The organism is Sphingosinicella humi, assembly GCF_003129465.1.
GTDB classification, from domain to species: Bacteria; Pseudomonadota; Alphaproteobacteria; order Sphingomonadales; family Sphingomonadaceae; genus Allosphingosinicella; species Allosphingosinicella humi.
In genome coordinates this window covers 242,862-264,904 of the sequence record NZ_QFFF01000001.1, presented here as the reverse complement: position 1 = coordinate 264,904, position 22,043 = coordinate 242,862, and the positions used below count along the sequence as shown (strand labels likewise).

21 protein-coding genes are annotated in these 22,043 nt (G+C 67.1%); 10 read left to right on the top strand and 11 right to left on the bottom strand.

Translation table 11 applies throughout. The features are described from left to right. Positions 1–52: 52 nt before the first annotated feature. The 3 genes from DF286_RS01320 (at position 53) to DF286_RS01310 (ending at position 2,585) form a co-directional block, all read left to right on the top strand. Positions 53–973, top strand: coding sequence for a hypothetical protein (locus tag DF286_RS01320; RefSeq protein ID WP_109269801.1), 921 nt, complete (start codon positions 53–55; stop codon positions 971–973). After that, positions 934–1,581 (top strand): DUF484 family protein, encoded by a 648-nt coding sequence (locus DF286_RS01315; protein WP_424141233.1) that lies wholly within the window; start codon positions 934–936, stop codon positions 1,579–1,581. The genes DF286_RS01320 and DF286_RS01315 overlap by 40 nt, the downstream gene beginning before the upstream one ends. A gap of 86 nt (positions 1,582–1,667) precedes the next feature. Next, a complete protein-coding gene (locus DF286_RS01310; RefSeq protein WP_109269799.1) occupies positions 1,668–2,585 on the top strand; it encodes a tyrosine recombinase XerC in 918 nt (305 codons plus the stop codon). Here the strand turns inward: DF286_RS01310 and DF286_RS01305 are convergent. The 4 genes from DF286_RS01305 to rsmI are packed head-to-tail and all read right to left on the bottom strand — an operon-like array spanning position 2,542 to position 5,335. Next, complete coding sequence (locus tag DF286_RS01305; protein WP_109269798.1) at positions 2,542–3,162, bottom strand: DedA family protein; 621 nt, start codon at positions 3,160–3,162, stop codon at positions 2,542–2,544. The two genes, DF286_RS01310 and DF286_RS01305, sit on opposite strands and share 44 nt — an antisense overlap. Then, positions 3,162–4,112, bottom strand: coding sequence for a glutathione synthase (gene gshB, locus DF286_RS01300; protein ID WP_109269797.1), 951 nt, complete (start codon positions 4,110–4,112; stop codon positions 3,162–3,164). The genes DF286_RS01305 and gshB overlap by 1 nt, the downstream gene beginning before the upstream one ends. A gap of 51 nt (positions 4,113–4,163) precedes the next feature. Next, positions 4,164–4,514, bottom strand: coding sequence for a YraN family protein (locus DF286_RS01295; RefSeq protein WP_109269796.1), 351 nt, complete (start codon positions 4,512–4,514; stop codon positions 4,164–4,166). After that, complete coding sequence (gene rsmI / locus DF286_RS01290) at positions 4,511–5,335, bottom strand: 16S rRNA (cytidine(1402)-2'-O)-methyltransferase (protein WP_109269795.1); 825 nt, start codon at positions 5,333–5,335, stop codon at positions 4,511–4,513. The genes DF286_RS01295 and rsmI overlap by 4 nt, the downstream gene beginning before the upstream one ends. Before the next feature lie 11 nt (positions 5,336–5,346). Here rsmI and DF286_RS01285 point away from each other — a divergent pair, with 11 nt between their 5' ends. Continuing rightward, positions 5,347–6,537 (top strand): penicillin-binding protein activator, encoded by a 1,191-nt coding sequence (locus DF286_RS01285; protein WP_109269794.1) that lies wholly within the window; start codon positions 5,347–5,349, stop codon positions 6,535–6,537. Positions 6,538–6,589: 52 nt separating this feature from the next. Here DF286_RS01285 and hemW read toward each other — a convergent pair whose 3' ends face one another. The 3 genes from hemW to rph all read right to left on the bottom strand — a co-directional run bounded on the left by hemW (position 6,590) and on the right by rph (position 9,157). Beyond that, the gene (hemW, locus tag DF286_RS01280; protein ID WP_109269793.1) at positions 6,590–7,774 is read right to left on the bottom strand and encodes a radical SAM family heme chaperone HemW; all 1,185 of its coding nucleotides are present in this window, start codon (positions 7,772–7,774) and stop codon (positions 6,590–6,592) included. Positions 7,775–7,838: 64 nt separating this feature from the next. Next, on the bottom strand, positions 7,839–8,444 hold the full coding sequence (gene rdgB / locus DF286_RS01275; protein WP_109269792.1) for an RdgB/HAM1 family non-canonical purine NTP pyrophosphatase: 606 nt from the start codon (positions 8,442–8,444) through the stop codon (positions 7,839–7,841). After that, on the bottom strand, positions 8,441–9,157 hold the full coding sequence (gene rph, locus DF286_RS01270) for a ribonuclease PH (protein ID WP_109269791.1): 717 nt from the start codon (positions 9,155–9,157) through the stop codon (positions 8,441–8,443). The genes rdgB and rph overlap by 4 nt, the downstream gene beginning before the upstream one ends. A gap of 285 nt (positions 9,158–9,442) precedes the next feature. On the opposite strand from rph, the gene hrcA reads away from it, so the two are divergent. From hrcA to DF286_RS01255, 3 genes are read left to right on the top strand one after another with little or no spacing between them, the layout of a single operon-like run. Further along, the gene (hrcA, locus tag DF286_RS01265; RefSeq protein ID WP_109269790.1) at positions 9,443–10,486 is read left to right on the top strand and encodes a heat-inducible transcriptional repressor HrcA; all 1,044 of its coding nucleotides are present in this window, start codon (positions 9,443–9,445) and stop codon (positions 10,484–10,486) included. Beyond that, positions 10,483–11,025 carry a nucleotide exchange factor GrpE gene (gene grpE / locus DF286_RS01260; protein WP_109269789.1) on the top strand — a complete coding sequence of 181 codons (543 nt, stop codon included), beginning with the start codon at positions 10,483–10,485 and terminating at the stop codon, positions 11,023–11,025. Before hrcA ends, grpE begins: the two co-directional genes overlap by 4 nt. A gap of 45 nt (positions 11,026–11,070) precedes the next feature. Beyond that, positions 11,071–12,276, top strand: a complete 1,206-nt coding sequence (locus DF286_RS01255) for a serine hydrolase domain-containing protein (protein WP_109269788.1) — start codon at positions 11,071–11,073, stop codon at positions 12,274–12,276. Here the strand turns inward: DF286_RS01255 and DF286_RS01250 are convergent. Next, positions 12,266–12,721, bottom strand: coding sequence for a vgr related protein (locus DF286_RS01250; RefSeq protein ID WP_109269787.1), 456 nt, complete (start codon positions 12,719–12,721; stop codon positions 12,266–12,268). The two genes, DF286_RS01255 and DF286_RS01250, sit on opposite strands and share 11 nt — an antisense overlap. A 109-nt stretch (positions 12,722–12,830) precedes the next feature. Beyond that, positions 12,831–13,304: a copper chaperone PCu(A)C gene (locus DF286_RS01245; RefSeq protein WP_109269786.1), complete on the bottom strand. Its 474-nt coding sequence runs from the start codon at positions 13,302–13,304 to the stop codon at positions 12,831–12,833. Between the two features lie 127 nt (positions 13,305–13,431). Between DF286_RS01245 and dnaK the strand changes: the two genes are divergently transcribed. After that, positions 13,432–15,348 (top strand): molecular chaperone DnaK, encoded by a 1,917-nt coding sequence (gene dnaK / locus DF286_RS01240; RefSeq protein ID WP_109269785.1) that lies wholly within the window; start codon positions 13,432–13,434, stop codon positions 15,346–15,348. 125 nt (positions 15,349–15,473) lie between these two features. Then, positions 15,474–16,598: a molecular chaperone DnaJ gene (gene dnaJ / locus DF286_RS01235; RefSeq protein ID WP_109269784.1), complete on the top strand. Its 1,125-nt coding sequence runs from the start codon at positions 15,474–15,476 to the stop codon at positions 16,596–16,598. Between the two features lie 39 nt (positions 16,599–16,637). Here dnaJ and purB read toward each other — a convergent pair whose 3' ends face one another. Both purB and radC read right to left on the bottom strand, forming a co-directional pair. Then, a complete protein-coding gene (gene purB / locus DF286_RS01230; RefSeq protein ID WP_109269783.1) occupies positions 16,638–17,948 on the bottom strand; it encodes an adenylosuccinate lyase in 1,311 nt (436 codons plus the stop codon). An 86-nt stretch (positions 17,949–18,034) separates the two neighbouring features. Beyond that, positions 18,035–18,703, bottom strand: a complete 669-nt coding sequence (radC, locus tag DF286_RS01225) for a RadC family protein (protein WP_243444678.1) — start codon at positions 18,701–18,703, stop codon at positions 18,035–18,037. 174 nt (positions 18,704–18,877) lie between these two features. On the opposite strand from radC, the gene DF286_RS01220 reads away from it, so the two are divergent. After that, positions 18,878–22,030: an intermembrane phospholipid transport protein YdbH family protein gene (locus DF286_RS01220; protein WP_109269781.1), complete on the top strand. Its 3,153-nt coding sequence runs from the start codon at positions 18,878–18,880 to the stop codon at positions 22,028–22,030. Positions 22,031–22,043: the final 13 nt, after the last annotated feature.

Below are 22,043 nucleotides of genomic sequence, written 5' to 3'. Positions count from 1 at the left end.
GTATCCGGAGCGTTTTTATGCTACGGCCTGACCTTCCGAGCGGGAGGCGCGCATGCGGCCGGTTCTGTCTGTCGTCCTGGGTGCGAGCCTTCTGCTCGTCGGTTGCGGAACGCGCAGCACGGATTTCAGCGATCTTCCGGGAGACGCGGCGGAGCGCGCGAAGCTCTGCTTCGGTGCCGCGCAAACGTTCAGGAAAGCGGGTGCGGACGCGGGTGTCGACGCGGCTGAGCTGGCGCGCCGCCAGTCGATCGAGAGTGAAATGCGCGAGGCGACGCTGATCGACGATTTCGTCCCAGCGGGCGCGTGGGAAGCATTTGACGTCGAAGCGAATCGGCAGCTCAACACCGGTAACTGGTTGCTGGATCTCAACCGCTGCAAGATCGGCTACGGGATCGGCGAGCCGGAGCCGTTGCCGTCGCTGCCGGAGGATGAGGGCGATCGGCTGTTCGTCTGCGCGATGGCCAGCGCGATCAAGGCGCGGGGGTCCGACGTCAGCAGGCCCATCATTCTCCAGCATGATCCGCAGGGCTTTCACTTTGCCCACATGCTGGTTGGACGGGAGGGCGTGGACCGCCTGGCGAGCCGGATGACGGACGTCCATCGAGCGGGAGGGCGGATTCTGCTGCAAGGCGCGGTGGATAGCTTCGTCGATCGCTGCGTCGAGGAACATCCGACCGCCGCCCTGGATCACCCGGTTCAGCTGCCGGAGGAGGAGCCGCTGCGTGCGGGAATCTGCTCTTACGTATCAGGGGCCTTGATCGGCGGTGGCGCCGACAACCCGCTGCGGGGTGAATATCTGCCCCGCGTGGAGCGGCTTGCAGTGCCCCTCGGCAGGGCCGGGGAGGGGATTTCTCCCGCCGAGCTCAGGCTGTTGGAGCAGGAAATCGAGAAGAAAGTGGGTGCCCTTGGCCCTTCGACGAGCATCTTCGCGGCGTGCGAGAAGGCGTATCTGGGCGACGCCTCGATTACGTAATCAGTCGACCATCGCCTATTAACCAAATTGCCGCTAAGCTCCGGTCCATGGGTACGGTGATCAGCTTTGAGGACCGGGCAGTGGCGCATCTTCGTGCCCGGGTCGCGGCGGCGGAGGAGGCCAATCAGGATCTCATCGCCTTCGCGCGCGGCCATTCGGGCGCGGTCGCCTCGATTCACGAGGCCGTGCTCGCGGCCGTCGAGGCCGAGGGCTTCGACCACCTCATCCATATCGTCACGCAGGAATGGCCGCAGATATTGGGCCTCGATGCGGTCGCCGTGGCGCTGTTCGTCGGCGACAAGGGCATGCGCGCGGATGCCTCGGGTATGCAGTTCGTCGACCCGCGGGTGATCGAGCGTTCGATCGAGCAGTTCGACGGCGTGCTGCTGCGCGGCTGCGAGCGGGGCCATCCATTGTTCGGGCCGGCCTGCGAACTGATCCGCGCCGAAGCGCTGGTGAGGCTGGACAGCGATCCGCCGCTCCCCAACGGTCTCCTCGCCCTCGGACAGCGCGGCGCCCAAGGCTTCGAGACGCGGCATGGCTCCGAGCTTCTCGTTTTCCTGGGACGCGTGCTGGCGCGCTGCATAGGCCGGTGGCTGATCCCCTGAGGCCCGATGAGGGCAGTTCCCGTTCTCCGGCGAAAGCCGGAGTCCAGCAACCAACATCGACTGGACCCCGGCCTTCGCCGGGGCACTTGGACGACCATCCGGCGCGGGAGCTGGCGGCAAGCTGGCAGGACCATCTTTCCCGCGATCGTCGCCGTTCCGAGCATACGGTGCGCGCCTATGCGGCGACCGCGCATCGGCTGATCGACTTTCTCGGTTCCCATCGCGGCGAGGCGGTGACCGGCGAGACGCTGACGAGCCTCCAGGCGGCGGACCTTCGCGCCTTCCTAACCAAGCGCCGTGCGGCCGGGCTCGGCAACAGCTCGGCGGCGCGCGAGCTGTCGGCGGTGCGCGGCTTCCTCGCCTTCGCCGCGGGCGAGACGGGGCGGGAGGCGGCAGTGCCCAAGCTCAAGGGCCCGAAGAGACCCCGCAGCGTGCCGCGGCCGATCTCGCCCGACGAAGTGGTGGCGCTGGCGGAGGACGCCGCCGAGGACGCCTCGGAGGAGTGGATCGCGGCGCGTGATTTCGCCGTGCTGATGCTGCTCTACGGCTCCGGCCTGCGCGTGGCCGAGGCGCTGGGCCTTACCGGCTCGGCGCTGCCGCTCGGCGACGCGATGACCGTAACGGGCAAGCGCAACAAGACGCGGATCGTGCCACTGCTGGCGCCCGTGCGAGACGCGATCGAACGTTATTTGGCGCTATGCCCCTATTCGACCGCTAAGGAGCAGCCGCTGTTCCGGGGCGCGCGGGGAGGACCGCTCAGGGGCGAGATCGTCCGCCGTGCAGTTCGCCGGGCGCGTGTGCGGCTGGGACTCTCCGAGCGGACGACGCCGCACGCGCTGCGGCACAGCTTCGCCACCCATCTGCTCGGGCGCGGCGCCGACCTCCGCTCGCTCCAGGAGCTGCTGGGCCATGCCAGCCTGTCCTCGACCCAAATCTATACGGCGGTCGACACCGCCCATCTCATGGACGTGTATCGGAACGCTCATCCGCGGGCTTCCAGGTAATCACCCGGAACAGATACCAGAGCACCAGGATCGCGATGACGCCCGTCGAAACCGGGCCGAGATACTTGTCGACGTCGGCGTAGTTCTGGCCGAGCAGATAGCCGGCGGTGGCGAGGGCGGTGGTCCAGCCGAAGGTGCCGATCGTGGAGTAGATGAGGAAGGGCTTCCAGCGCATGCCGAATACGCCGGCCGGGATCGACACCAGCGAGCGGATCGTCGGCACCATGCGACCGAAGCAGACGAACCAGCGCTCATATCGGTCGAAGAAATGGTCGGCGCGCTTCACTTCCTTCCAGTCGACGGTGAGATAGCGGCCGAACTTGTCGATGAAGGGATGGAATCGCTCGATGCCGAGCCAGCGGGCGATGGCATACCAGAAGATGTTGCCGACCATCGCCCCGAAGGTGCCGGCCAGGATCACACCCCAGAGCGTCATCGTGCCCCGCGACGCCTGAAGGCCGGACAAGGACATGATGATCTCGGACGGGATCGGCGGAAACACGGTTTCGAGCAGCATCAGCAGGGCCACGCCAAGGTAGCTCGACTGCTCGATGAGCTCGCGGATCCAGTCCCCCATTATGCTTTGACCTTCTTCTCGATGGCGTCCCAGATGAGGGCCGCGGTGTCGGTGCCGTTGAACCTGTCGATGGCGACGATGCCGGTGGGCGAGGTGACGTTGATCTCGGTCAGCCATTTGCCGCCGATCACGTCGATGCCGACGAACAGGAGGCCGAGCCGCTTCAGCTCGGGGCCAAGCGCGGCGCAGATATCGCGCTCCCGGTCGGTGAGCTCTGTTTTCGCCGCGGTGCCGCCGACGGCGAGGTTCGAGCGGATCTCGCCTTCGCCGGGCACCCGATTGACGGCGCCCGCGACCTCGCCGTCGACGAGCACGATGCGTTTGTCGCCCTCGGCGATCTCGGGAAGGAAGGCCTGGACGACATGCGGCTCGCGATAGGCGCGGTTGAACAGCTCCATGAGCGAGGCGAGATTGGTGCCGTCGCGGCCGATGCGAAACACCGATCCGCCGGCGAAGCCGTGCAGGGGCTTGATGACGATATCGCCATGCTCCGCCAGAAACTTGCGCGCCAGGCCCAGCGACCGCGTGATCACGGTCGGCGGCATGAACTCAGCGAAATCGAGCACCCACAGCTTTTCCGGCGCGTCGCGCACCGCCGCCGGGTCATTGACGACCAGCGTCTCCCCCTGGATGCGCTCGAGCAGGTGGGTGGCGGTGATGTAGCCGAGATCGAACGGCGGGTCCTGGCGCATCAGCACGACGTCGACGTCCCGGCCGAGATCGAGCAGCACCGGCTCCTCGAACCGGTAATGATCGTCGGCGACGGGCTGGACGTCGACCGGATGGGCCATGGTCCATAGCCGACCGTCGGCATAGCTCAGATCTTCCGGCGCGTAATGGAACAGGCGATGGCCGCGTTGCCGAGCGGAGAGCATGATCGCGAAGGTCGAATCGCCGGCGATGTTGATCTTGTCCAGCGGGTCCATCTGGACGGCGACGCGGAGCGGCATGGCTGTTCCTTTTGATTCGGTGCCTCGAACTAGGGGGCGCGAACGGGAATGTCACCCGTGCCAGACATTCTCCAGATGACGCGGCAGTCTGCGGGGCAGGATGAAGATGGCGTCGATGCGCACGTCGTCGCCTTCGCGCATGAAACGGGGCGCCAGCGCCTCGGCAGCGGCCGCGACGCGGCGGAGACGGTAGTCATCGAGCGACAGGGCGATGTCGGCCTCGGTGGCTCGGGCCTTCACTTCGACGAACGCGACGGTGCGGCCGCGCCGGGCGACGAGGTCGACCTCGCCGCGCGGGGTCCGCACCCGGCGGGCGAGGATGGCCCATCCCTTCAGCTGGAGCCAAAGCGCGGCCCAGCTTTCCGCTCGGCGTCCGCCCCGCTCCGCCAGCTGCCGCTTCATTTGAGCGTCAGCGCCCGTTCGTAGACGGTGCGGCGGGGGAGGCCGAGCGCTTCGGCCACTGCGGCGGCGGCGCGGGAAGGGGAGAGGCGGGTCATCGCCTCACGCAGCGCCGCGTCGACGTCGGCTTCGCTGGCCGCCTCCGCTTCGCCGGGCGGGCCGACCACCAAGACGATCTCGCCCTTCGGCGGGGCTCCTTCATAGCGTGTCGCCAAGGCGTCGAGCGTGCCCGTCACGGTTTCTTCGAACTTCTTGCTGATCTCGCGGACCACGGCCGCCTCGCGGTCGCCGAGACCCTGGTGAAGCGCTCGGAGCGCGGCGGAGAGGCGAGGGCCGCTTTCGTAAAGGATGAGCGTCGCCCGGACCGGGGCGACTTCGGCGATCGCGGCGGCGCGAGCGCCGGCCTTGGCAGGGAGGAAGCCGAGAAACAGGAAACGATCGGTCGGCAGGCCCGCCAGGGTCAGCGCGGCGATCGCGGCGCAGGGGCCGGCGGCGGTGTGCACGTCGATGCCGGCCGCCCGCGCGTCGCGCACCAGCTTGTAGCCCGGATCGGAAACCAGCGGGGTCCCGGCATCCGAGACCAGCGCCACCGCCTTTTCCGCCATCTGCGCGATGAGGTCCGGCCGCACCTTGTCGGCGTTATGGTCATGATAGGGAGTCATCGGCCGCTTGACGCCGATATGGGCGAGAAGCTTGGCCGTCACGCGGCTGTCCTCGACGGCGATCACATCGGCCTCGGACAGGATCCTGGCGGCGTGCGGGCTGAGATCGGAGAGATTGCCGATCGGGGTCGCGACAATGTAGAGGCCGGGGGGAAGGGACATAAGGGGTAGTCATGGCAGACCGGATCACTCGCCCGCAAGCGCGGCGCTCATTCCTCGGACTGGCGGCGTTGGCGGGACTGAGCCTGTTGATGGCGGGTTGCCAGATGGTGCCGAGGCCGCGCCCCGCGCCGCCGCAGCCGGTGGAGCCGGCGCCGGCGCCGGAACCGACGCCCGGCCTTCCCACCGACACCGATCGCAACCGCGTGGCCGTGCTGGTGCCGCTCTCCGGCGAAAATGCCGGCGTCGGCCAGTCGATCGCCAACGCGGCGAACCTCGCGATTCTCGACACGGGCGGGAAGAACGTCCGCATCACCGTCTACGACACGAGCAAGGGTGCGCAAGCCGCCGTCAACGAAGCGCTGGCTGATGGAAACCGCCTGTTCCTCGGACCGCTGCTGGCCGAAAATGTCCGCATTGTCGCCCCCATCGCGGCGCGCGCGGGCGTGCCGGTCATCGCCTTTTCCAACGACGCCAGCGTCGCCGGAAACGGCGTCTACCTGATGGGCTTCGACCCGGCCCAGGCGGTGGATCGCGTCGTCGACTATGCCCGCTCGCAGGGCCTCGAGCGTTTCGCAGGCCTCATCCCCAACGGCGATTATGGCCGCCGCGCCAGCCAGGCGCTGATCGCGTCGGTGGAGCAGGCGGGCGGGCGGATGGTCGCCATGCAGACTTATGATCGCAGCGCCCCCTCGCTTCGGTCGGCAGTGACGCGGCTCAATGAACAGTCCGGCTACGATGCGGTGCTCATCGCCGACAATGGGCGTATCGGCATCGGCGCCGCGCCGATGATAAAGGAAGGCCCCTCCGGCGATGCCCGCATCCTCGGCACGGAGCTTTGGAAGAGCGAGGGCAATCTCGGCACCACGCCGGCGCTGCGCGGCTCATGGTTCGCGAGCGTGCCCGACAATATGTTCAACCAGTTCCGCACCCGCTACCGCGCCCGCTACAGCAGCAATCCCTATCGGCTGGCGAGCCTCGGCTACGACGCCGTGCTGCTGGCGGTCCGGATCGGGCAGGACTGGCCCGTGGGTCGGCCCTTCCCTGCGGCGGAACTCGGGAACCCGGAAGGCTTCATGGGGGTGGATGGCGCCTTTCGTTTCGGCGAAAACGGCATCGCCCAGCGCACGCTGGAAGTGCTGCAGGTGACGCCGAGCGGGTTCAACACGGTCTCCCCGGCGCCCAAGAGCTTCGGCGGCAAATAGGAATCCACTCTTCGTCCTGAGCTTTAAAGCGAAGGGTTTTGACAGGCCCAGCCTAGCGGACGATCTCCGCCAGGATCGCGTCGAGCAGGAGCATTCCTGCGGGCGTGACGCGCAAGCGGTGTTCGTCGCGGGCGACGAGGCCTTGGTCAGCAAGCCGGGCCACGGCGCGGCCATCGACGATTGTATCGAAGGCGCGATCGGCGAGGGCGGCGATGCGGTCCATCTCGACACCTTCGCGCAGTCTCAGGCCCATCAGCAGCGCCTCTACCGCGGCGGCGGAGCCGTCGATCGGCATTTCCTCGACGATGCCGTGGCCGTTCCTGTCGAGCGCGGAGAGCCAGTTTTCGGGTTTCCGGTGCCGCTGCGTTGCGACGCCGCCGCGCCGGCCATGCGCGCCGGGGCCGACGCCCGAGTAATTCTGGTATAGCCAATAAGCGAGGTTGTGGCGGCTCTCCTCGCCGGGGCGGGCGTGGTTGGAGATTTCGTAGGCCGGAAGGTTCGCTGCCTCGGTCATCTCCTGCGTCAGCTCGTAAAGGGCTGCGGCATGATCGGGGTCCGCCGGCTCAAGCTCGCCTTTGGCGGCCAGCGCCGCGAAGCGCGTGCCGGGTTCGATGGTGAGCTGGTACAGCGACAGATGGCCGGTGCCGAAGGCGAGGGCGCGCGTCAGCTGAGCCCGCCACTTGGCTTCGCTTTGGTCCGGCAGCGCGTAGATCAGGTCGAAGCTGACGCGGCGGAAGGCCTCTTGCGCAGTCTCCAGCGCGGCCAGCCCTTCCGTCACGTCATGCGCGCGGCCGAGGAAGCGCAGCGCCCTATCGTCCAGCGATTGCAGGCCGAGAGAGACCCGGTTGACGCCGGCCGCGGCGAGGTCCGCAAAGCGCGCGGCCTCGACCGAGGACGGATTGGCCTCGAGCGTGATCTCGATGTCAGGCGCGAAGCCCCAGTGCCGTCCGGCCGCCTCGATCAGCGCCGCCACCGTCCCGGGAGGCATCAGCGAGGGCGTGCCGCCGCCGAAGAAGATGGAGCCGAGCTTGCGGCCGCGCTCTACGGTCGCTTCATGGGCGAGGTCGGCGAGCAGCGCCTTTTGCCATAGCTCCTGATCCACAGAGGAACGGACATGGCTGTTGAAGTCGCAATAGGGACATTTCGACACGCAGAAGGGCCAATGGATGTACAGGGCGAGCGTGTCTTCACACCCGGGTCTACGTTCGTCCCGAGCGTAGTCGAGGGGCGCGGGCACGGCCGCTGAGGGGCGCCCCTCGACTATGCTCGGGACGAACGAATCTGTCACGATTCTGCACCCGTCATTTGATCAGGCCGGCCACCAGCTTGCTGAACGCCACGGCCCGGTGGCTCATCGCATATTTGTCCACCGGGTCCATCTGGCCGAAGGTCATCTCGCGCCCGATCGGCTGGAACATGGGGTCGTAGCCGAAGCCATTCTCCCCGCGCGGCGGCCAGACGAGAAGACCGTCGACCCGGCCTTCGAAGCTCTCGATATGGCCGTCCGGCCAGCAGACCGAGAGGGCGCAGACGAACTGACCATTGCGGCCCGCCTCCGGGCCCTTGGCGAGCAGCTCTTCCTCGACCCGCTCCATCGCGACCATGAAGTCCTTGCCCTCGCCGGCCCAGCGGGCGGAGTAGATGCCGGGGCGCCCATCCAGCGCGTCGACGCAAAGCCCGCTATCGTCGGCGAGGGCGGGGAGTCCCGAGAGATCGGCGGCGAGCCGCGCCTTCAGCTCGGCATTGTCGATGAAGCTGTTGCCCGTCTCCTCCGGCTCGGGGAGGTCGAGGTCCGCGGCGGAGACCGGCTCGATGCCATGGGGACCGAGCAGGTCGGCGATTTCGCGCACCTTGCCGGGATTGTGGCTGGCGATGACCAGCTTGCCGGGCTCGAGGCGGCGGCTCATCGGCCCGTCGCCCGATCCTGGGCGGCGAAGATTTCGTTGCAGCCGATTCGGGCGAGGCGGAGGAGGCGAAGCAGGCCTTCCTCGTCATAGCATTCACCCTCGGCCGTCACCTGCGCCTCCACGATATTGCCGTCCGACGTCAGCACGAAATTGCCGTCGCAGCCGGCCGAACTGTCCTCGTCATAATCGAGATCGAGCACAGCCGTTCCATTGTGGATGCCGCAGCTCACCGCCGCGACCTTGCGCTGGATGGGATCGGTTTCGAGAAGCTTGTCGGAAATAAGCTTGTCGACCGCGATGCGGAGCGCCACCCAGGCACCGGAAATGGCGGCGGTGCGGGTGCCGCCGTCGGCCTGGATCACGTCGCAGTCGAGCGTGATCTGGCGCTCGCCCAAGGCTTCCAGATCGACCACAGCGCGCAAGGAGCGGCCGATAAGGCGCTGGATTTCCTGCGTGCGCCCGGACTGCTTGCCGCTCGCCGCCTCACGCCGCCCTCGAGTGTGGGTGGCGCGGGGCAGCATGCCATATTCGGCGGTGACCCAGCCCTTGCCCTTGCCGCGCAGCCAGGGCGGGAGCTGGGTCTCGACCGAGGCGGTGCAGAGCACGCGCGTGTCGCCGAAGCCGACGAGGCAGCTGCCCTCGGCATGGCGGGTGAAGCCGGCTTCCATGCTGATCGCCCGCATCTGATCGGGCGCGCGTCCGGAGGGGCGCATGTGTTTCCTTTCGATTGTTTGGCCGGCGACTTAGCTTCGCCGGGCACTCGCGTCCACTTCCGCGGCGCAAGTGCGCCTATATCGTCATCCCGGCGAAAGCCGGGACCCAAGAACTCTGCGGATAGAGGATTATCACCGCTCGCGGTGTTCTTGGGCCCCGGCTCCCGCCGGGGTGACGAGTGTGCGGCTGGGTGACGGGTGTGCGGCTGGGGTGACGAGCGTGCGGCGGGTGGCGAACGTTGCGGCGGGGTGACGAGCGTGTGGAGGCTGACTACATAGTCCCTCATGTCCACCACCCCTATCTGCGAAATGACGGACCGCGCCCGCGACGTGTTTCGGCTGGTGGTCGAGGGCTATCTCGATTCCGGCCTGCCGGTGGGCTCGCGGACCATCTCCAAGCTGCCGGGCGTCAACCTGTCGCCCGCGTCGATCCGCAACGTCATGCAGGATCTGGAGGAGCTGGGGCTGCTCAGCCACCCCCACACTTCGGCCGGCCGCGTGCCGACGGAAGGCGGGCTTCGCCTGTTCGTCGACGGCATGATGCAAGCCTCGATGCCCAGCCCCGCGGAGAAGGCGGCGATCGAAGGCCGCCTCGAGCGCGGCGGTCCGATCGAGGAAGCGCTGGCGGCGGCGACGGCCACGCTGTCGGGCCTCTCCGCCTGCGCCGGCATCGTGCTGGTGCCGAAGCGGGAGCCGGTGATGAGGCAGTTCGGTTTCGTGCCGCTATCGCCGCACCAGGCGCTGGCGGTGATGGTCGGGCAGGATGGCAGCGTCGAGAATCGAGTGATCGAGCTGCCCAGGGGCGTCACGGCGTCGGCGCTGGTCGAGGCGGGCAATTATGTCAGCGCACGCTTCTCCGGACTGACCCTTGCCGAGGCGCTGGCGCGGGTGGATTCGGAAATCCGGGCGGATGAAGCGGCGCTCGACCGGGCGTCGCAGGAACTGGTGGCGCGGGGCCTCGCCGTCTGGTCGCGCGACGGGACCGAGCGGCCGGTGCTGATCGTGCGCGGCCAGGCGAACCTTCTCGACAACGACGCCGCGGCCGATCTGGAACGGGTCCGGCAGCTGCTCGACGAGCTGGAGGGTAAGGAAGAGATCGCGCGCCTGCTCGATTCCGCCCGCGCCGGCCACGGCATGAAGATTTTCATCGGCTCCGAAAACAAGCTCTTCGCGCTGTCCGGCTCGTCCGTGATCGCTGCGCCCTATCGTGGCCATGAGGGCAAGGTCGTCGGGGTGGTGGGCGTGATCGGTCCGACGCGGTTGAACTATGCCCGCGTCGTGCCCATGGTGGATTTCACGGCACAAGCACTATCGAGATTGATGGCATGAACGACGAACAGAAGTTTGAAGGTGAAACGGAAGAAGCTCGGGACGAGGTCGCCGGCGAGACGAAGGAGCTCGACCGCCTCGCAGAGCTTGAAAAGGAGCTGGAGGAAGTCCGCCAGCACGTTCTCTACGCGCAGGCGGAGACGCAGAATGTCCGCCGCCGCCTGGAGGCCGAGAAACAGGCCGCATCCACCTATGCTGCGACCGGCTTCGCCCGCGACATGCTGAGCGTGAAGGACAATCTCGACCGCGCTCTCGCGGCCGTGCCCGAAGAGCTGCGCAAGGACGAGAAGATCAACGGCCTCATCACTGGCATCGAGGCGACGGCGCGCGAACTCGACAGCGTGTTCCAGCGCAACGGCATCACCCGTGTCGAGGCGATGGGCCAGCCGCTCGACCCCAACAAGCATCAGGCCATGATCGAAGTCCCGACCGAGGATACCGAGACCGGCGTCATCGTGCAGGAAATGCAGGCGGGCTATATGATCAAGGACCGGCTGCTGCGGCCGGCCCTGGTCGGCGTCGCGAGAAAGGGCGGCTGAGCCCCTTCACCGGGAAGGGCGCGCATAATCGGGGGGAAGCAGGCGATGGGATGGACGCGCGTTGTTTGGTCGATCCCCCTCGTCCTTACCGCCTCCTGCGCCCATTCTCCCGAACTTTCCTCGCCCGCGTCTTCGCCGGCCTACGCCTGGGTGACGTTCGACGAGTCCGGAATTGGGAACAGCGGCGCTTCGGGGCTGGCAGACCGGGAGACGGAGCGCTCGCTCACGATCGACGATCCGGTGCGGATCGCGTCCATTTCCAAGCTGGTTGTGGCGCTGGGGGCGATGCGGCTGGTGGAGCAGGGCGTGCTCGATCTGGACCGCGACGTATCGGATTGGCTGGGGTGGCGGCTCCGCAATCCCGCCTTTCCGGATACGCCCATTACGCTGAGGCTGCTGCTTTCGCACACCTCGAGCCTCAGGGACGGGATCGATTACGCGGTTCCGCTTGGCAGGACCGTGCGCGAGGCGCTCGCCGATCCCGCCGCCTTCGATGCCGAACATCCGCCGGGAAGCGGATATTTCACTTATTCCAACCTCAACTTTCCGGTCGTCGCCTCGGTGATGGAGGCGGCGACGGGGGAGCGGTTCGATCGGCTGATGGAGCGGCTGGTGCTGGACCCGCTGGAGCTCGATGCCTGCTTCAACTGGACGACGTGCAGCGACGGGGCGATCGACCGGGCGGTGGTGCTTTATGATGTGGACGGTTCCGTCCTGCGCGACGATCTCGGGGGCGAGTGGCCGGACTGTCCTGTCGTTCCCGCCGCCGACGGGACCTGCAATCTCGCCGCCTACAAGCCCGGCACCAACGGGGCGCTCTTTTCGCCCCAGGGCGGGCTCAGGATCTCGGCGCGCGATCTCGCAACGGTGGGCCGGCTGCTGCTGAACGAGGGCCGGCACGCGGGGCAGCCCTTCCTCAGCGAGGCGAGCATCCGCGAGATGCTGGCGCCCCATTGGCGCTTCGACGGCGCCAATGGCGACACGCAGGAAGGCTTCTACTGCGCCTATGGTCTCGCCAGCCAGGCCCTGCCCGTGGCGGAGGCGGGATGCCGGGACGATCTTTTCGGCAACGGGCGGGCGATGGTCGGCCATGCGGGCGATGCCTATGGGCTTCGCTCGGGCCTCTGGATCGACCCGGAGCGGGGCGTCGGCATCGCCTATTTCGCGACCGGCAATGGCGACGATCCGCCGCACGGACGCACCGCCTATCGCGCGATCGAGGAACGACTCGCCGGCCGACTCAGCCGGTGAAAGGGAGGATGCTTCGATACTGTTCGAGCGGCGGCGCTCCGGGCACGTTCGCCCCTTCGCGCAGCAGAAAGGCGTGGCGCACGATCTCGGCCTGCTGCTCGAGGCCGTAGCGCTTCAGCGGCCAGCCCGGCTTCAGGCTGTAGCTGTAGCGGCAGAAGGGATGGCGGGCGAGCGGGAGCCAGATGCCCTTCTGGTGCTGCCAGACATGGACCATCTCATGGATGAAGAGGCCCTGGACGTGCAGCGGCCGCGCGCAGAAATCCTCGCACCAGAGGCCGCCCTTCGGATGGAACCAGATATGGCCGTCCGGCGCCATGGTGACCCGCCGCGGCTGGAAGGGCCACCATTTGCGGTGGAGGATGCGGACCGCGTCATAGTCGATCGCGCGCCCGAAGACTGAAGCGGCGAGATTGCGTTCGGCTTCGGTTAGCGATCGCGATGTCATTCGCGATATTCGTTCGTGCTGAGCGAAGTCGAGGCGCGCTGGCACTGAGGCTTCACGCACGCCCCTCGACTTCGCTCGGGACGAACGGCCACTGTGCAGACGCTTCCCATCACTCCGGAGCTGGGTCGCCGGCGGCGATTACGCGCGCGTCGACGGTGACCGGCTGGGCGCGGGAGAAGGTGAAGGTGAGGGCGAGGGTGTCGCCCGGCTTGACGGCGGGATCGAGGCTGAACAGCATCAGATGCTTGCCGCCGGGCTCGAAGACGAGTGGCTCGCCGGCGGTGAAGGGGACCACGTCAACCGCCTTCATCGACGACATGCCGCCGCTCTCCATGGTTTCATGCATCTCGACGCGGCCGGGGGATGGGCTGGTGACGTTGGTGATCTCCTCCGGCATGGCGCCGGCCTCCGCGGTGAAATAGCTCGAAGCCGGGCGGCCGCTCACCGCGGGCAGCCTGATCCAGGCGTCGGTGATCGTCACCACATGTTCGGCCGGTTCGGCGGCGGTGACCGGCGATTTCGGAGCGTCGCAGGCGGTAAGAGCAAGGGACGCGGCGAGAATGAAGATGGGAGATGTGCGCATGGGCGTCCCTTAGCGCGGACCAACTTCTTGTCGCAAATGAAAGCGCCCCTATATCGCTCTGCGTGATACCCGCGTGCCCGTTCGTGAGCGCGCGGGAAGGTATCTTATTGGGGCACAAGAGGATCATATGGCAAAAGTTATCGGTATCGATCTCGGCACCACCAACAGCTGCGTCGCCGTCATGGAAGGCGCCAAGCCGAAAGTGGTCGAGAACGCGGAGGGTGCGCGCACCACGCCGTCTATCGTTGCCTTCGCGAAAGACGGCGAACGCCTTATCGGCCAGCCGGCCAAGCGCCAGGCCGTGACCAATCCCGACAACACCATCTTCGCGGTGAAGCGCCTCATCGGCCGCCGCTTCGACGATCCCATGACCAAGAAGGACATGGAGCTCGTTCCCTACACCATCACCAAGGGCCCGAACGGCGACGCCTGGGTCAAGGCCGGCGGCGAGGACTATTCGCCCTCTCAGATCTCGGCCTTCATCCTCCAGAAGATGAAGGAAACGGCCGAAAGCTATCTCGGCGAGACGGTCACTCAGGCCGTCATTACCGTTCCCGCCTATTTCAACGACGCCCAGCGCCAGGCGACCAAGGATGCCGGCCAGATCGCCGGCCTCGAGGTGCTCCGCATCATCAACGAGCCGACCGCGGCCGCGCTCGCCTATGGGCTCGAGAAGCAGGACGGCAAGACGATCGCCGTCTACGACCTCGGCGGCGGCACGTTCGACATCTCGATCCTGGAGATCGGCGACGGCGTGTTCGAGGTGAAGTCGACCAACGGCGACACCTTCCTAGGCGGTGAGGATTTCGACGCCAAGGTCGTCGAGTTCCTGGCGGCGGAGTTCAAGAAGCAGGAAGGCATCGACCTCACCAAGGACAAGCTCGCGCTTCAGCGTCTCAAGGAAGCGGCCGAGAAGGCGAAGATCGAACTCTCCTCGGCGCAGACGACCGAAGTGAACCTGCCCTTCATCACAGCCGACCAGAACGGGCCGAAGCACCTCGTCAAGTCGATCAGCCGGGCCGACCTGGAGAAGTTGGTCGAGAGCCTGATCAAGCGGACGCTCGATCCCTGCAAGAAGGCGCTCGCCGACGCCGGCCTCAAGGCCGACGCGATCGACGAGGTCATCCTCGTCGGCGGCATGACGCGCATGCCGCGGGTGCGCGAGGTCGTGAAGGACTTCTTCGGCAAGGAGCCGCACACCGGCGTCAACCCGGACGAGGTCGTCGCCATGGGCGCCGCCATCCAGGCCGGCGTGCTGCAGGGCGACGTCAAGGACGTGCTCCTGCTCGACGTGACCCCGCTGAGCCTCGGCATCGAGACGCTGGGCGGCGTCTTCACCCGGATGATCGACCGCAACACGACGATCCCGACGAAGAAGTCGCAGACCTATTCGACCGCCGATGACAACCAGAATGCGGTGACGATCCGCGTCTTCCAGGGTGAGCGGGAGATGGCGGCCGACAACAAGCTCTTGGGCCAGTTCGACCTGGTCGGCATCCCGCCGGCGCCGCGCGGCGTGCCGCAGATCGAGGTCACCTTCGACATCGACGCCAACGGCATCGTCAACGTCCACGCCAAGGACAAGGGCACCGGCAAGGAGCAGCAGATCCGCATCCAGGCGTCAGGCGGGCTCAGCGATTCCGACATCGAGAAGATGGTCCAGGATGCCGAGCAGTTCGCCGAGGAGGACAAGAAGCGGCGCGCCGCGGCCGAGGCCAAGAACAATGCCGAGAGCCTCATCCACACCACCGAGCGTCAGCTCGAAGAGCATGGCGACAAGATCGACGACGCCCTGAAGGGCGAGATCCAGTCGGCCGTCGACGATGCCAAGAAGGCCGTCGAAGGCGGCGATGTCGACGCGATGACCGAGAAGGCGCAGGCGCTCGCTCAGGTCGCGATGAAGCTCGGCCAGGCCATCTACGAGAAGGAGCAAGCCGCCGCAGCGTCTCCGGAAGCGGGCGCCGCCGAGGGCGGCGAGGCCGGCAACGACGAGGAAGTCGTCGATGCCGAATTCTCCGAGGTCGACGACGAAAAGAAGGGCTGAACCGATGGGGTCATTCCGGCGAAAGCCGGAGCCTAGGAACACCGATGAAAGAGATTATTCGATGAACCCGTGTTCTTGGGCCCCGGCTCGCGCCGGGGTAACTCCGTGGTGTTTGTGGGCGGGCCATGCTTGACACCGACTATTACGAGTTGCTCCAGGTCTCGCGCGACGCGGACGAGAAGACGATTAAGTCCGCCTATCGCCGGCTCGCGATGGAGTGCCATCCGGACCGCAACGGCGGCTGCCGGGACTCGGAGGCCAAGTTCAAGGCCATCACCGAAGCCTATGACTGCCTGAAGGACCCACAGAAGCGGGCCGCCTATGATCGCTTCGGCAAGGCCGCCTTCCAGAATGGCGGCTTCGGCGGCGCGGCGCAGGACTTCGGCAGCTTCTCCGACATTTTCGAGAACATCTTCGGCGAGTTCATGAACGGCGCCCACGCCGACCGTCGCGGCAATGTGCTGCGCGGATCGGACTTGCGCTACGATCTCGAGATCACGCTGGAGGATGCGTTCAGCGGCAAGGAAGTAGAGCTTCAGGTCGACAGCACCGCGGCCTGCGAGCCTTGCGGCGGCAGCGGCGCCAAGCCGGGCACGTCGGCGCGCACTTGCCAGATGTGCGGCGGCCGCGGCCAGGTTCGGGCGTCACAAGGCTTTTTCGTGGTCGAGCGCACCTGTCCCAGCTGTCGGGGCGTCGGCGAAGTCATCGCCGATCCCTGCCCGAGCTGCCGGGGCGAGGGGCGCGTCGAAAAGCGCAAGATGCTCCAGGTCCGCGTTCCGGCCGGGGTCGACGAAGGCACGCGCATCCGTCTCTCCGGCGAAGGCGAGGCGGGCGTTCGCGGCGGCCCCGCGGGCGACCTCTACATCTTCGTCCATGTCGCCCGTCATCCGCTGTTCCAGCGTGAGGGAACGACCCTGTTCGCAAGGTGCCCGGTGAGCTTCACCACGGCGGCGCTCGGCGGCGTGATCGAGGTGCCAGGCCTCGACCGCACCCGGCACGAGATCAGGATTCCCGCCGGCATCCAGTCCGGCAAGCAGATCCGCCAGCGCGGCGCCGGCATGCCGGTCCTCAACGGCCGCGGCCATGGCGACATGGTCATCCAGGTCGAGGTGGAGACGCCGACGCGCCTCTCCGCGCGTCAGAAGGAACTGCTGGAAGAGTTCCGCGCCACCGAGACCGGCGAAGAATGCCCGGAAAGCTCCAGCTTCTTCAAGAAGATCAAGGGCTTCTGGGAGGAAGTGACCGGCTGATCATCGTCCCCCTGAGGTCCGCTCAGGGGGAGGGAAAGTTCAGCCGAATACCCGCTCGAAGATCGAGTCGACGTACTTGAAATGATAGCCGAGGTCGAATCGCTCCTCGATCTCCTCCGCCGATAGGAGCGCGGAGACTTCGGGATCGCCCTTGAGCAGTTCCATCAGCGAAAGCTCGCCGTCCGACTCCCACACCTTCATCGCGTTGCGCTGGACGAGGCGATAGGCGTCCTCGCGGCTGGCGCCGGCCTGGGTGAGGGCGAGGAGGACGCGCTGGGAGTGGACGAGGCCGCCCATCCGGTCGAGATTCTTCTGCATCCGCTCGGGATAGACGAGGAGCTTGTCCATGACGCCGGTCAGCCGGGCGAGCGCGAAATCGAGCGTCACAGTGGCATCGGGCCCGATATAGCGTTCCACCGATGAGTGGCTGATGTCGCGCTCGTGCCAGAGGGCGACATTCTCCAGCGCCGGCGTCACATAGCCGCGGACCACGCGGGCGAGGCCGGTGAGGTTCTCGGTCAGCACCGGATTGCGCTTGTGCGGCATGGCCGACGAGCCCTTCTGGCCGGGCGAGAAATATTCCTCCGCCTCCAGCACTTCGGTGCGCTGCAGATGGCGGATTTCCGTCGCCAGCCGCTCGATCGAGGAGGCGATGACGCCGAGGGTCGCGAAGAACATGGCGTGCCGGTCGCGCGGGATGACTTGGGTCGAGACCGGCTCGATGGCGAGGCCCATCTTTTCGGCCACATGGGCTTCGACCTTGGGGTCGATATTGGCGAAGGTGCCGACCGCGCCGGAAATGGCGCAGGTCGCGACATCGTCGCGCGCGGCGACGAGGCGGGCGCGGTTGCGGGCGAACTCGGCATAGGCTTGGGCGAGCTTCAGGCCGAAGGTGACGGGCTCGGCATGGATGCCGTGGCTGCGGCCGATCGTGGGCGTGAGCTTATGCTCGATGGCGCGGCGCTTCAGCACCTCGAGAAGCTGGTCGAGATCGTCGATGAGCAGGTCCGCCGAGCGCTTCAGCTGGACGGCGAGGCAGGTGTCGAGCACGTCCGAACTGGTCATGCCCTGGTGAAGGAAGCGGGCTTCCGCTCCCACGCCCTCCGCCACCCAGGTTAGGAAGGCGATGACGTCGTGCTTCACCACCGCCTCGACCTCGTCGATGCGGGCGACGTCGATCGGCGGGTTGGTCGCCCACCAATCCCAGACGGCCTTGGCGGACTCCTTGGGTACCACCCCCAGCTCGGCCATCTTGTCGAGCGCGTGGGCCTCGATCTCGAACCAGATGCGGAATTTGGCTTCCGGCTCCCAGATGCTTGCCATCTGAGGCCTCGAATAACGGGGGATCATGGTGTGTCCTGTGCTTGGAGTTGCGGTCCGATAGCAGGGCCATGCGGGGGCATCAATCGCGGGCGCCTCGCGAGAAGACGCGACCCCTAGATCAACCCCATCGCCCTCAGGCTGCTATGACCCTTGGCGCCGATGATGACGTGATCGTGGACGGTAATCTTGAGATGCCGCCCGGCATCGATGATGTCGCGGGTGAGGCGGATATCCTGCTGGCTCGGCTCGGGGTCGCCGCTCGGATGGTTGTGGACCAGGATCAGCGCCGTCGCCTGATATTCGAGCGCGCGGCGGATGATCTCGCGAACATAGACCGCCGCTTCGTCCACCGACCCTTCCGACACCGGCTCGTTGCGGATCAGCATATTGCGCGCGTTGAGATAGAGGACTCGCACGCGCTCCACCGGGTAATGGGCCATGTCGGCGTGGAGATAGTCGAGCAGCGCCTGCCAGGAGCCGAGCACCGGCCGTTCCTTCACCTGGCTTTCGAGCAGGCGCAGGGCGGCGGCCTGGGCGATCTTGATCGCCGCGGCCGTGCCTTCGCTGACTCCGCCCAGCCGCATGATCGCCTCTCCGTCCGCCGACAACAGCGCGCCGAAGCCGCCGAAGTCGGCGATCAGCCGCTTGGCGAGATCCTTCGTGTCGCGGCGCGGCAAGGCGAGGGCGAGCAGATATTCGGCCAGCTCATGGTCCAGCAGCGCATCCGGGCCGCCTTCGAACAGGCGCCGGCGCAACCTGGCGCGGTGGCCGCTTCCATCCATCGGATGCTCCCCCATCAGTCTGGATTAAGCTTGATCCTGTTCTTAGGCAAACAGCGGCGCTAGATCGTCGAACAGTGACGGGTGCGGAACGCTCTTGGGGGACGGAGGTTAAGGCACGATGGTTCCCGAATATGACCGCGGCGGCCGCTGCATCCGTCCGCTGAGGCATACCGCGTGACGGAAGAGATCGAAGAGGAAGAAGTCCGGCGGAGAAGGCCACGATGGCAGCTCGTTCTCGTCGGATTCCTGCTCCTCATCCTGCTCATCATCCTGATTGTCTGGACGCAGCGGCGGCAGATCGCCGAGGACTTCATCGATCGTGAGCTGGCCCGGCGCGGGGTCCAGGGCAGCTATGAGGTGAAGCGGATCGGCTTCACGCGCCAGCAGGTCGAAAATCTCGTCATCGGCGATCCGGGGGACCCGGATCTTACCGCCCGCTTCGCGGAGCTGAGGATCCGGCACACGCTGCTCGGCCCTGAGGTGAGCCTGATCGTCGCGCGCGGCGTGCGGCTCTATGGCGCAGTCGTCGACGGCAAGCTCACTTTCGGCAGCGTCGATCGGTTGCTGCCACCGCCTACGGGCAAGCCGTTCGCGCTGCCCGACCTCAACGTCGATCTGGCCGACGCAGCGATCGGCCTCACCACCCCGCTCGGTCGCCTTGGCGTGGCGCTGGAGGGGAGAGGCAATCTCGCCGACGGCTTCGCGGGCAAGGCGGCGGCGGCGTCCTCTTCCCTGCTCGTCTCCGGCTGCGCGATCGGCAATCCCCGCGCCTATCTGAAGGTCGCCGTCGACGACCATCGTCCCAGCGTCGAGGGGCCTGTGCGGGCGGAGAGGGTGGTCTGCGATAAGGACGATGTAGAAGCGATCGACCCGATCCTGCTTCTCGACGCGAATTTCGCCGAGGATGTGCACGAGTGGGACGGCAAGGGCGCCGTCCGCCTGGCGCGGCTGAGCCTGGGTGGCAACCAGGTCTCGGGCCTGGTGGGTTCGCTCGGCTTTCGGGGCGACGGCAATCTCACGCGGGGCGATATCACCCTGGCCGTGGCCGATACGGCGATGAACGGAGTGGGAACCGGCCGAACGACCTTCGATGGGCGCTATGCCTACGCGGCCAAGGACAATCGGCTGTCGCTCGTGGGAGACGCGGCCGCGGAGAATATCGTTGGGGGCGCGCCGCTGGTGGCGCCGATCGTCTCCGCACTCTCCTCGACGGGCGGCACTCCGCTGGAGCCGATCGGCGACGCGCTGGCGGGCGCGGTCGAGCGGGCGGTGACAGGCGTCAACGCCAAGGCTGCGCTCCGCCTCGTCAACGGCCGGTCCGGCGGTGCCGTCCGTATCGGCCGGTTGAACGCCGTCAGTAGCAGCGGTGCCCGGCTCGCCCTGGGCGGCGCCGGTGACGGTCTCACCTATTATTGGCCCGCCGGGATGGCGCGGTTGGACGGCAATGTCGCCTTGGCGGGGGGCGGCTTCCCGACCGCCCGCGCCAGCCTCAGCCAGCCGCGCGCCGGCCAGCCGCTGAGCGGGGTCGCCCAGGTCCAGCCGATGCGCGTTGGCGAGGCCAGCCTGCGCCTAGCCCCGATCCGCTTCACCGCCGGCGACGGAGGCGCGACCGAGGTTCAAACGCGGGCCCTCGTCAGCGGGCCGATCGGCGATGGCCGCGTCACCGACCTGCTGGTTCCCATCGCCGGCCGATTCGGCAGCGGCGGCTTCGCCTTTGGCGAGAGCTGCGTGCCCGTGGCCTTTCGGTCTCTCCAGGTGGCCGGCCTGCAACTCGGTGCCACGCGGCTGCCGCTCTGCCCAAGCGGCCGCGCGCTTGTCTGGAAAACGCCCGGCGGGAGCGTCCAGGGCGGCGCCGACATCCGCGCGCTTCGGCTCGCCGGCCAGCTCGGCGGATCGCCCATCGCCCTCACCGCCGATCGCCTGCGATTCGGCCTGGCCGAGCCCGGCTTCACCACCGCCAAAGCCGCCGTCCGGCTCGGGACCGGCGAGTCCGTTCACCGCCTCGATCTCGGCGAGCTTTCGGGCCGCTTCACGGGCGGCGGGGTGGTCGGCACCTTCTCCAGCGGTTCGGGCAAGATCGCCAACGTCCCCCTGCTGCTCAGCGCCGCCAGTGGCGACTGGAGCCTGCTCGGCGGCGATCTCACGCTCGATGCTTCGATGACCGTCGCCGACGAGCAGGACCCGGCGCGATTCTATCCGCTCGTCACCAGGGATTTTCACCTGACCCTGATCGACAGCCTGATCGACGCCAATGGATGGCTGCTCGATCCGGAAACGGGCACGCGCATCACTCAAGCCGACATAAGCCATTCGCTCGAAACGGGGGGCGGCCAGGCGGTGCTCGACGTTCCCGGCATCACCTTCGGCCCGGATTATCAGCCGGACGAGCTCACGCGCCTCACCGCCGGCATCGTTGCCTTGGTCAACGGAACCGTGACGGGCCGGGGGGAGATCGCCTGGAACGCGCAAGGGGTGACGAGCAGCGGCAGCTTCTCCACGAGGGACATGGATCTCGCCGCCACTTTCGGCCCGGTCGAAGGACTCAGCACGACGATCAACTTCACTGATCTGCTCGGGCTCGTCTCCGCGCCGGGGCAGGTGGCCGAGGTCGATCTCATCCGCACCGGCATCGACGTGTTCGACGGCGTCATCCGCTATCAGCTGCTGCCCGACCTGCGCGTCCGGGTCGAAGGGGCGCGGTGGCCCTTCGCCGGCGGCGAGCTGACCCTGGAGGAGACGATCCTCGACTTCAGCAAGCCGGCGCCCAAGAATCTTACTTTCCGCGTCGCCGGGCTCGATGCCGCCCGGTTCGTGGAGATGATGGAATTTTCCAACATCGCCGCCACCGGCATCTTCGATGGGATCGTGCCGATGGTCTTCGACGAGCGCGGCGGCCGCATCGTCGGGGGGCGCCTCGAAGCGCGACCGGCGGGCGGCACCCTCTCCTATATCGGCGCGGTCAGCGACCAGGATCTGGGCGCCTATGGCAAGCTCGCCTTCGACGCGCTGAAGTCGCTTCGCTACGACCGCTTGATCATCGAGCTGGACGGCGAGCTCGCCGGCGAGTTCCTGACTGAGATCGAGCTGGACGGCATCGCCACCAACGCCGAGCCGCTCGGCGGCATTGCCGGGATGATCGTCGGGCAGCTGGCGAAGATCCCGTTCGAATTCAACATCACCATCCGGGGCCCCTTCCGCTCGCTGATCGCCACCGCGCGCTCCCTGGAGGACCCGAGCCTGCTGATCCAGCCGGTCCTGCCGGAGCTCCTGCAGGAGCTTCCCACCGAAACCACCGTTCAGCCTGAAGAAAGCGAGACTGTGCAATGACAGTGCCGATATT

What these genes read in the sequence shown, in the direction of transcription:
- gshB (WP_109269797.1), bottom strand. Translation starts at nt 4,112, where the DNA reads ATGCCGCTCCGCGTCGCCGTCCAGATGGACCCGCTGGACAAGATCAAC.
- radC (WP_243444678.1), bottom strand. Translation starts at nt 18,703, where the DNA reads ATGGATGGAAGCGGCCACCGCGCCAGGTTGCGCCGGCGCCTGTTCGAA.
- purB (WP_109269783.1), bottom strand. Translation starts at nt 17,948, where the DNA reads ATGATCCCCCGTTATTCGAGGCCTCAGATGGCAAGCATCTGGGAGCCG.
- DF286_RS01255 (WP_109269788.1), top strand. Translation starts at nt 11,071, where the DNA reads ATGGGATGGACGCGCGTTGTTTGGTCGATCCCCCTCGTCCTTACCGCC.
- DF286_RS01285 (WP_109269794.1), top strand. Translation starts at nt 5,347, where the DNA reads ATGGCAGACCGGATCACTCGCCCGCAAGCGCGGCGCTCATTCCTCGGA.
- DF286_RS01305 (WP_109269798.1), bottom strand. Translation starts at nt 3,162, where the DNA reads ATGGGGGACTGGATCCGCGAGCTCATCGAGCAGTCGAGCTACCTTGGC.
- DF286_RS01295 (WP_109269796.1), bottom strand. Translation starts at nt 4,514, where the DNA reads ATGAAGCGGCAGCTGGCGGAGCGGGGCGGACGCCGAGCGGAAAGCTGG.
- rsmI (WP_109269795.1), bottom strand. Translation starts at nt 5,335, where the DNA reads ATGTCCCTTCCCCCCGGCCTCTACATTGTCGCGACCCCGATCGGCAAT.
- dnaJ (WP_109269784.1), top strand. Translation starts at nt 15,474, where the DNA reads ATGCTTGACACCGACTATTACGAGTTGCTCCAGGTCTCGCGCGACGCG.
- dnaK (WP_109269785.1), top strand. Translation starts at nt 13,432, where the DNA reads ATGGCAAAAGTTATCGGTATCGATCTCGGCACCACCAACAGCTGCGTC.
- hrcA (WP_109269790.1), top strand. Translation starts at nt 9,443, where the DNA reads ATGTCCACCACCCCTATCTGCGAAATGACGGACCGCGCCCGCGACGTG.
- DF286_RS01320 (WP_109269801.1), top strand. Translation starts at nt 53, where the DNA reads ATGCGGCCGGTTCTGTCTGTCGTCCTGGGTGCGAGCCTTCTGCTCGTC.
- rph (WP_109269791.1), bottom strand. Translation starts at nt 9,157, where the DNA reads ATGCGCCCCTCCGGACGCGCGCCCGATCAGATGCGGGCGATCAGCATG.
- grpE (WP_109269789.1), top strand. Translation starts at nt 10,483, where the DNA reads ATGAACGACGAACAGAAGTTTGAAGGTGAAACGGAAGAAGCTCGGGAC.
- rdgB (WP_109269792.1), bottom strand. Translation starts at nt 8,444, where the DNA reads ATGAGCCGCCGCCTCGAGCCCGGCAAGCTGGTCATCGCCAGCCACAAT.
- DF286_RS01245 (WP_109269786.1), bottom strand. Translation starts at nt 13,304, where the DNA reads ATGCGCACATCTCCCATCTTCATTCTCGCCGCGTCCCTTGCTCTTACC.
- DF286_RS01250 (WP_109269787.1), bottom strand. Translation starts at nt 12,721, where the DNA reads ATGACATCGCGATCGCTAACCGAAGCCGAACGCAATCTCGCCGCTTCA.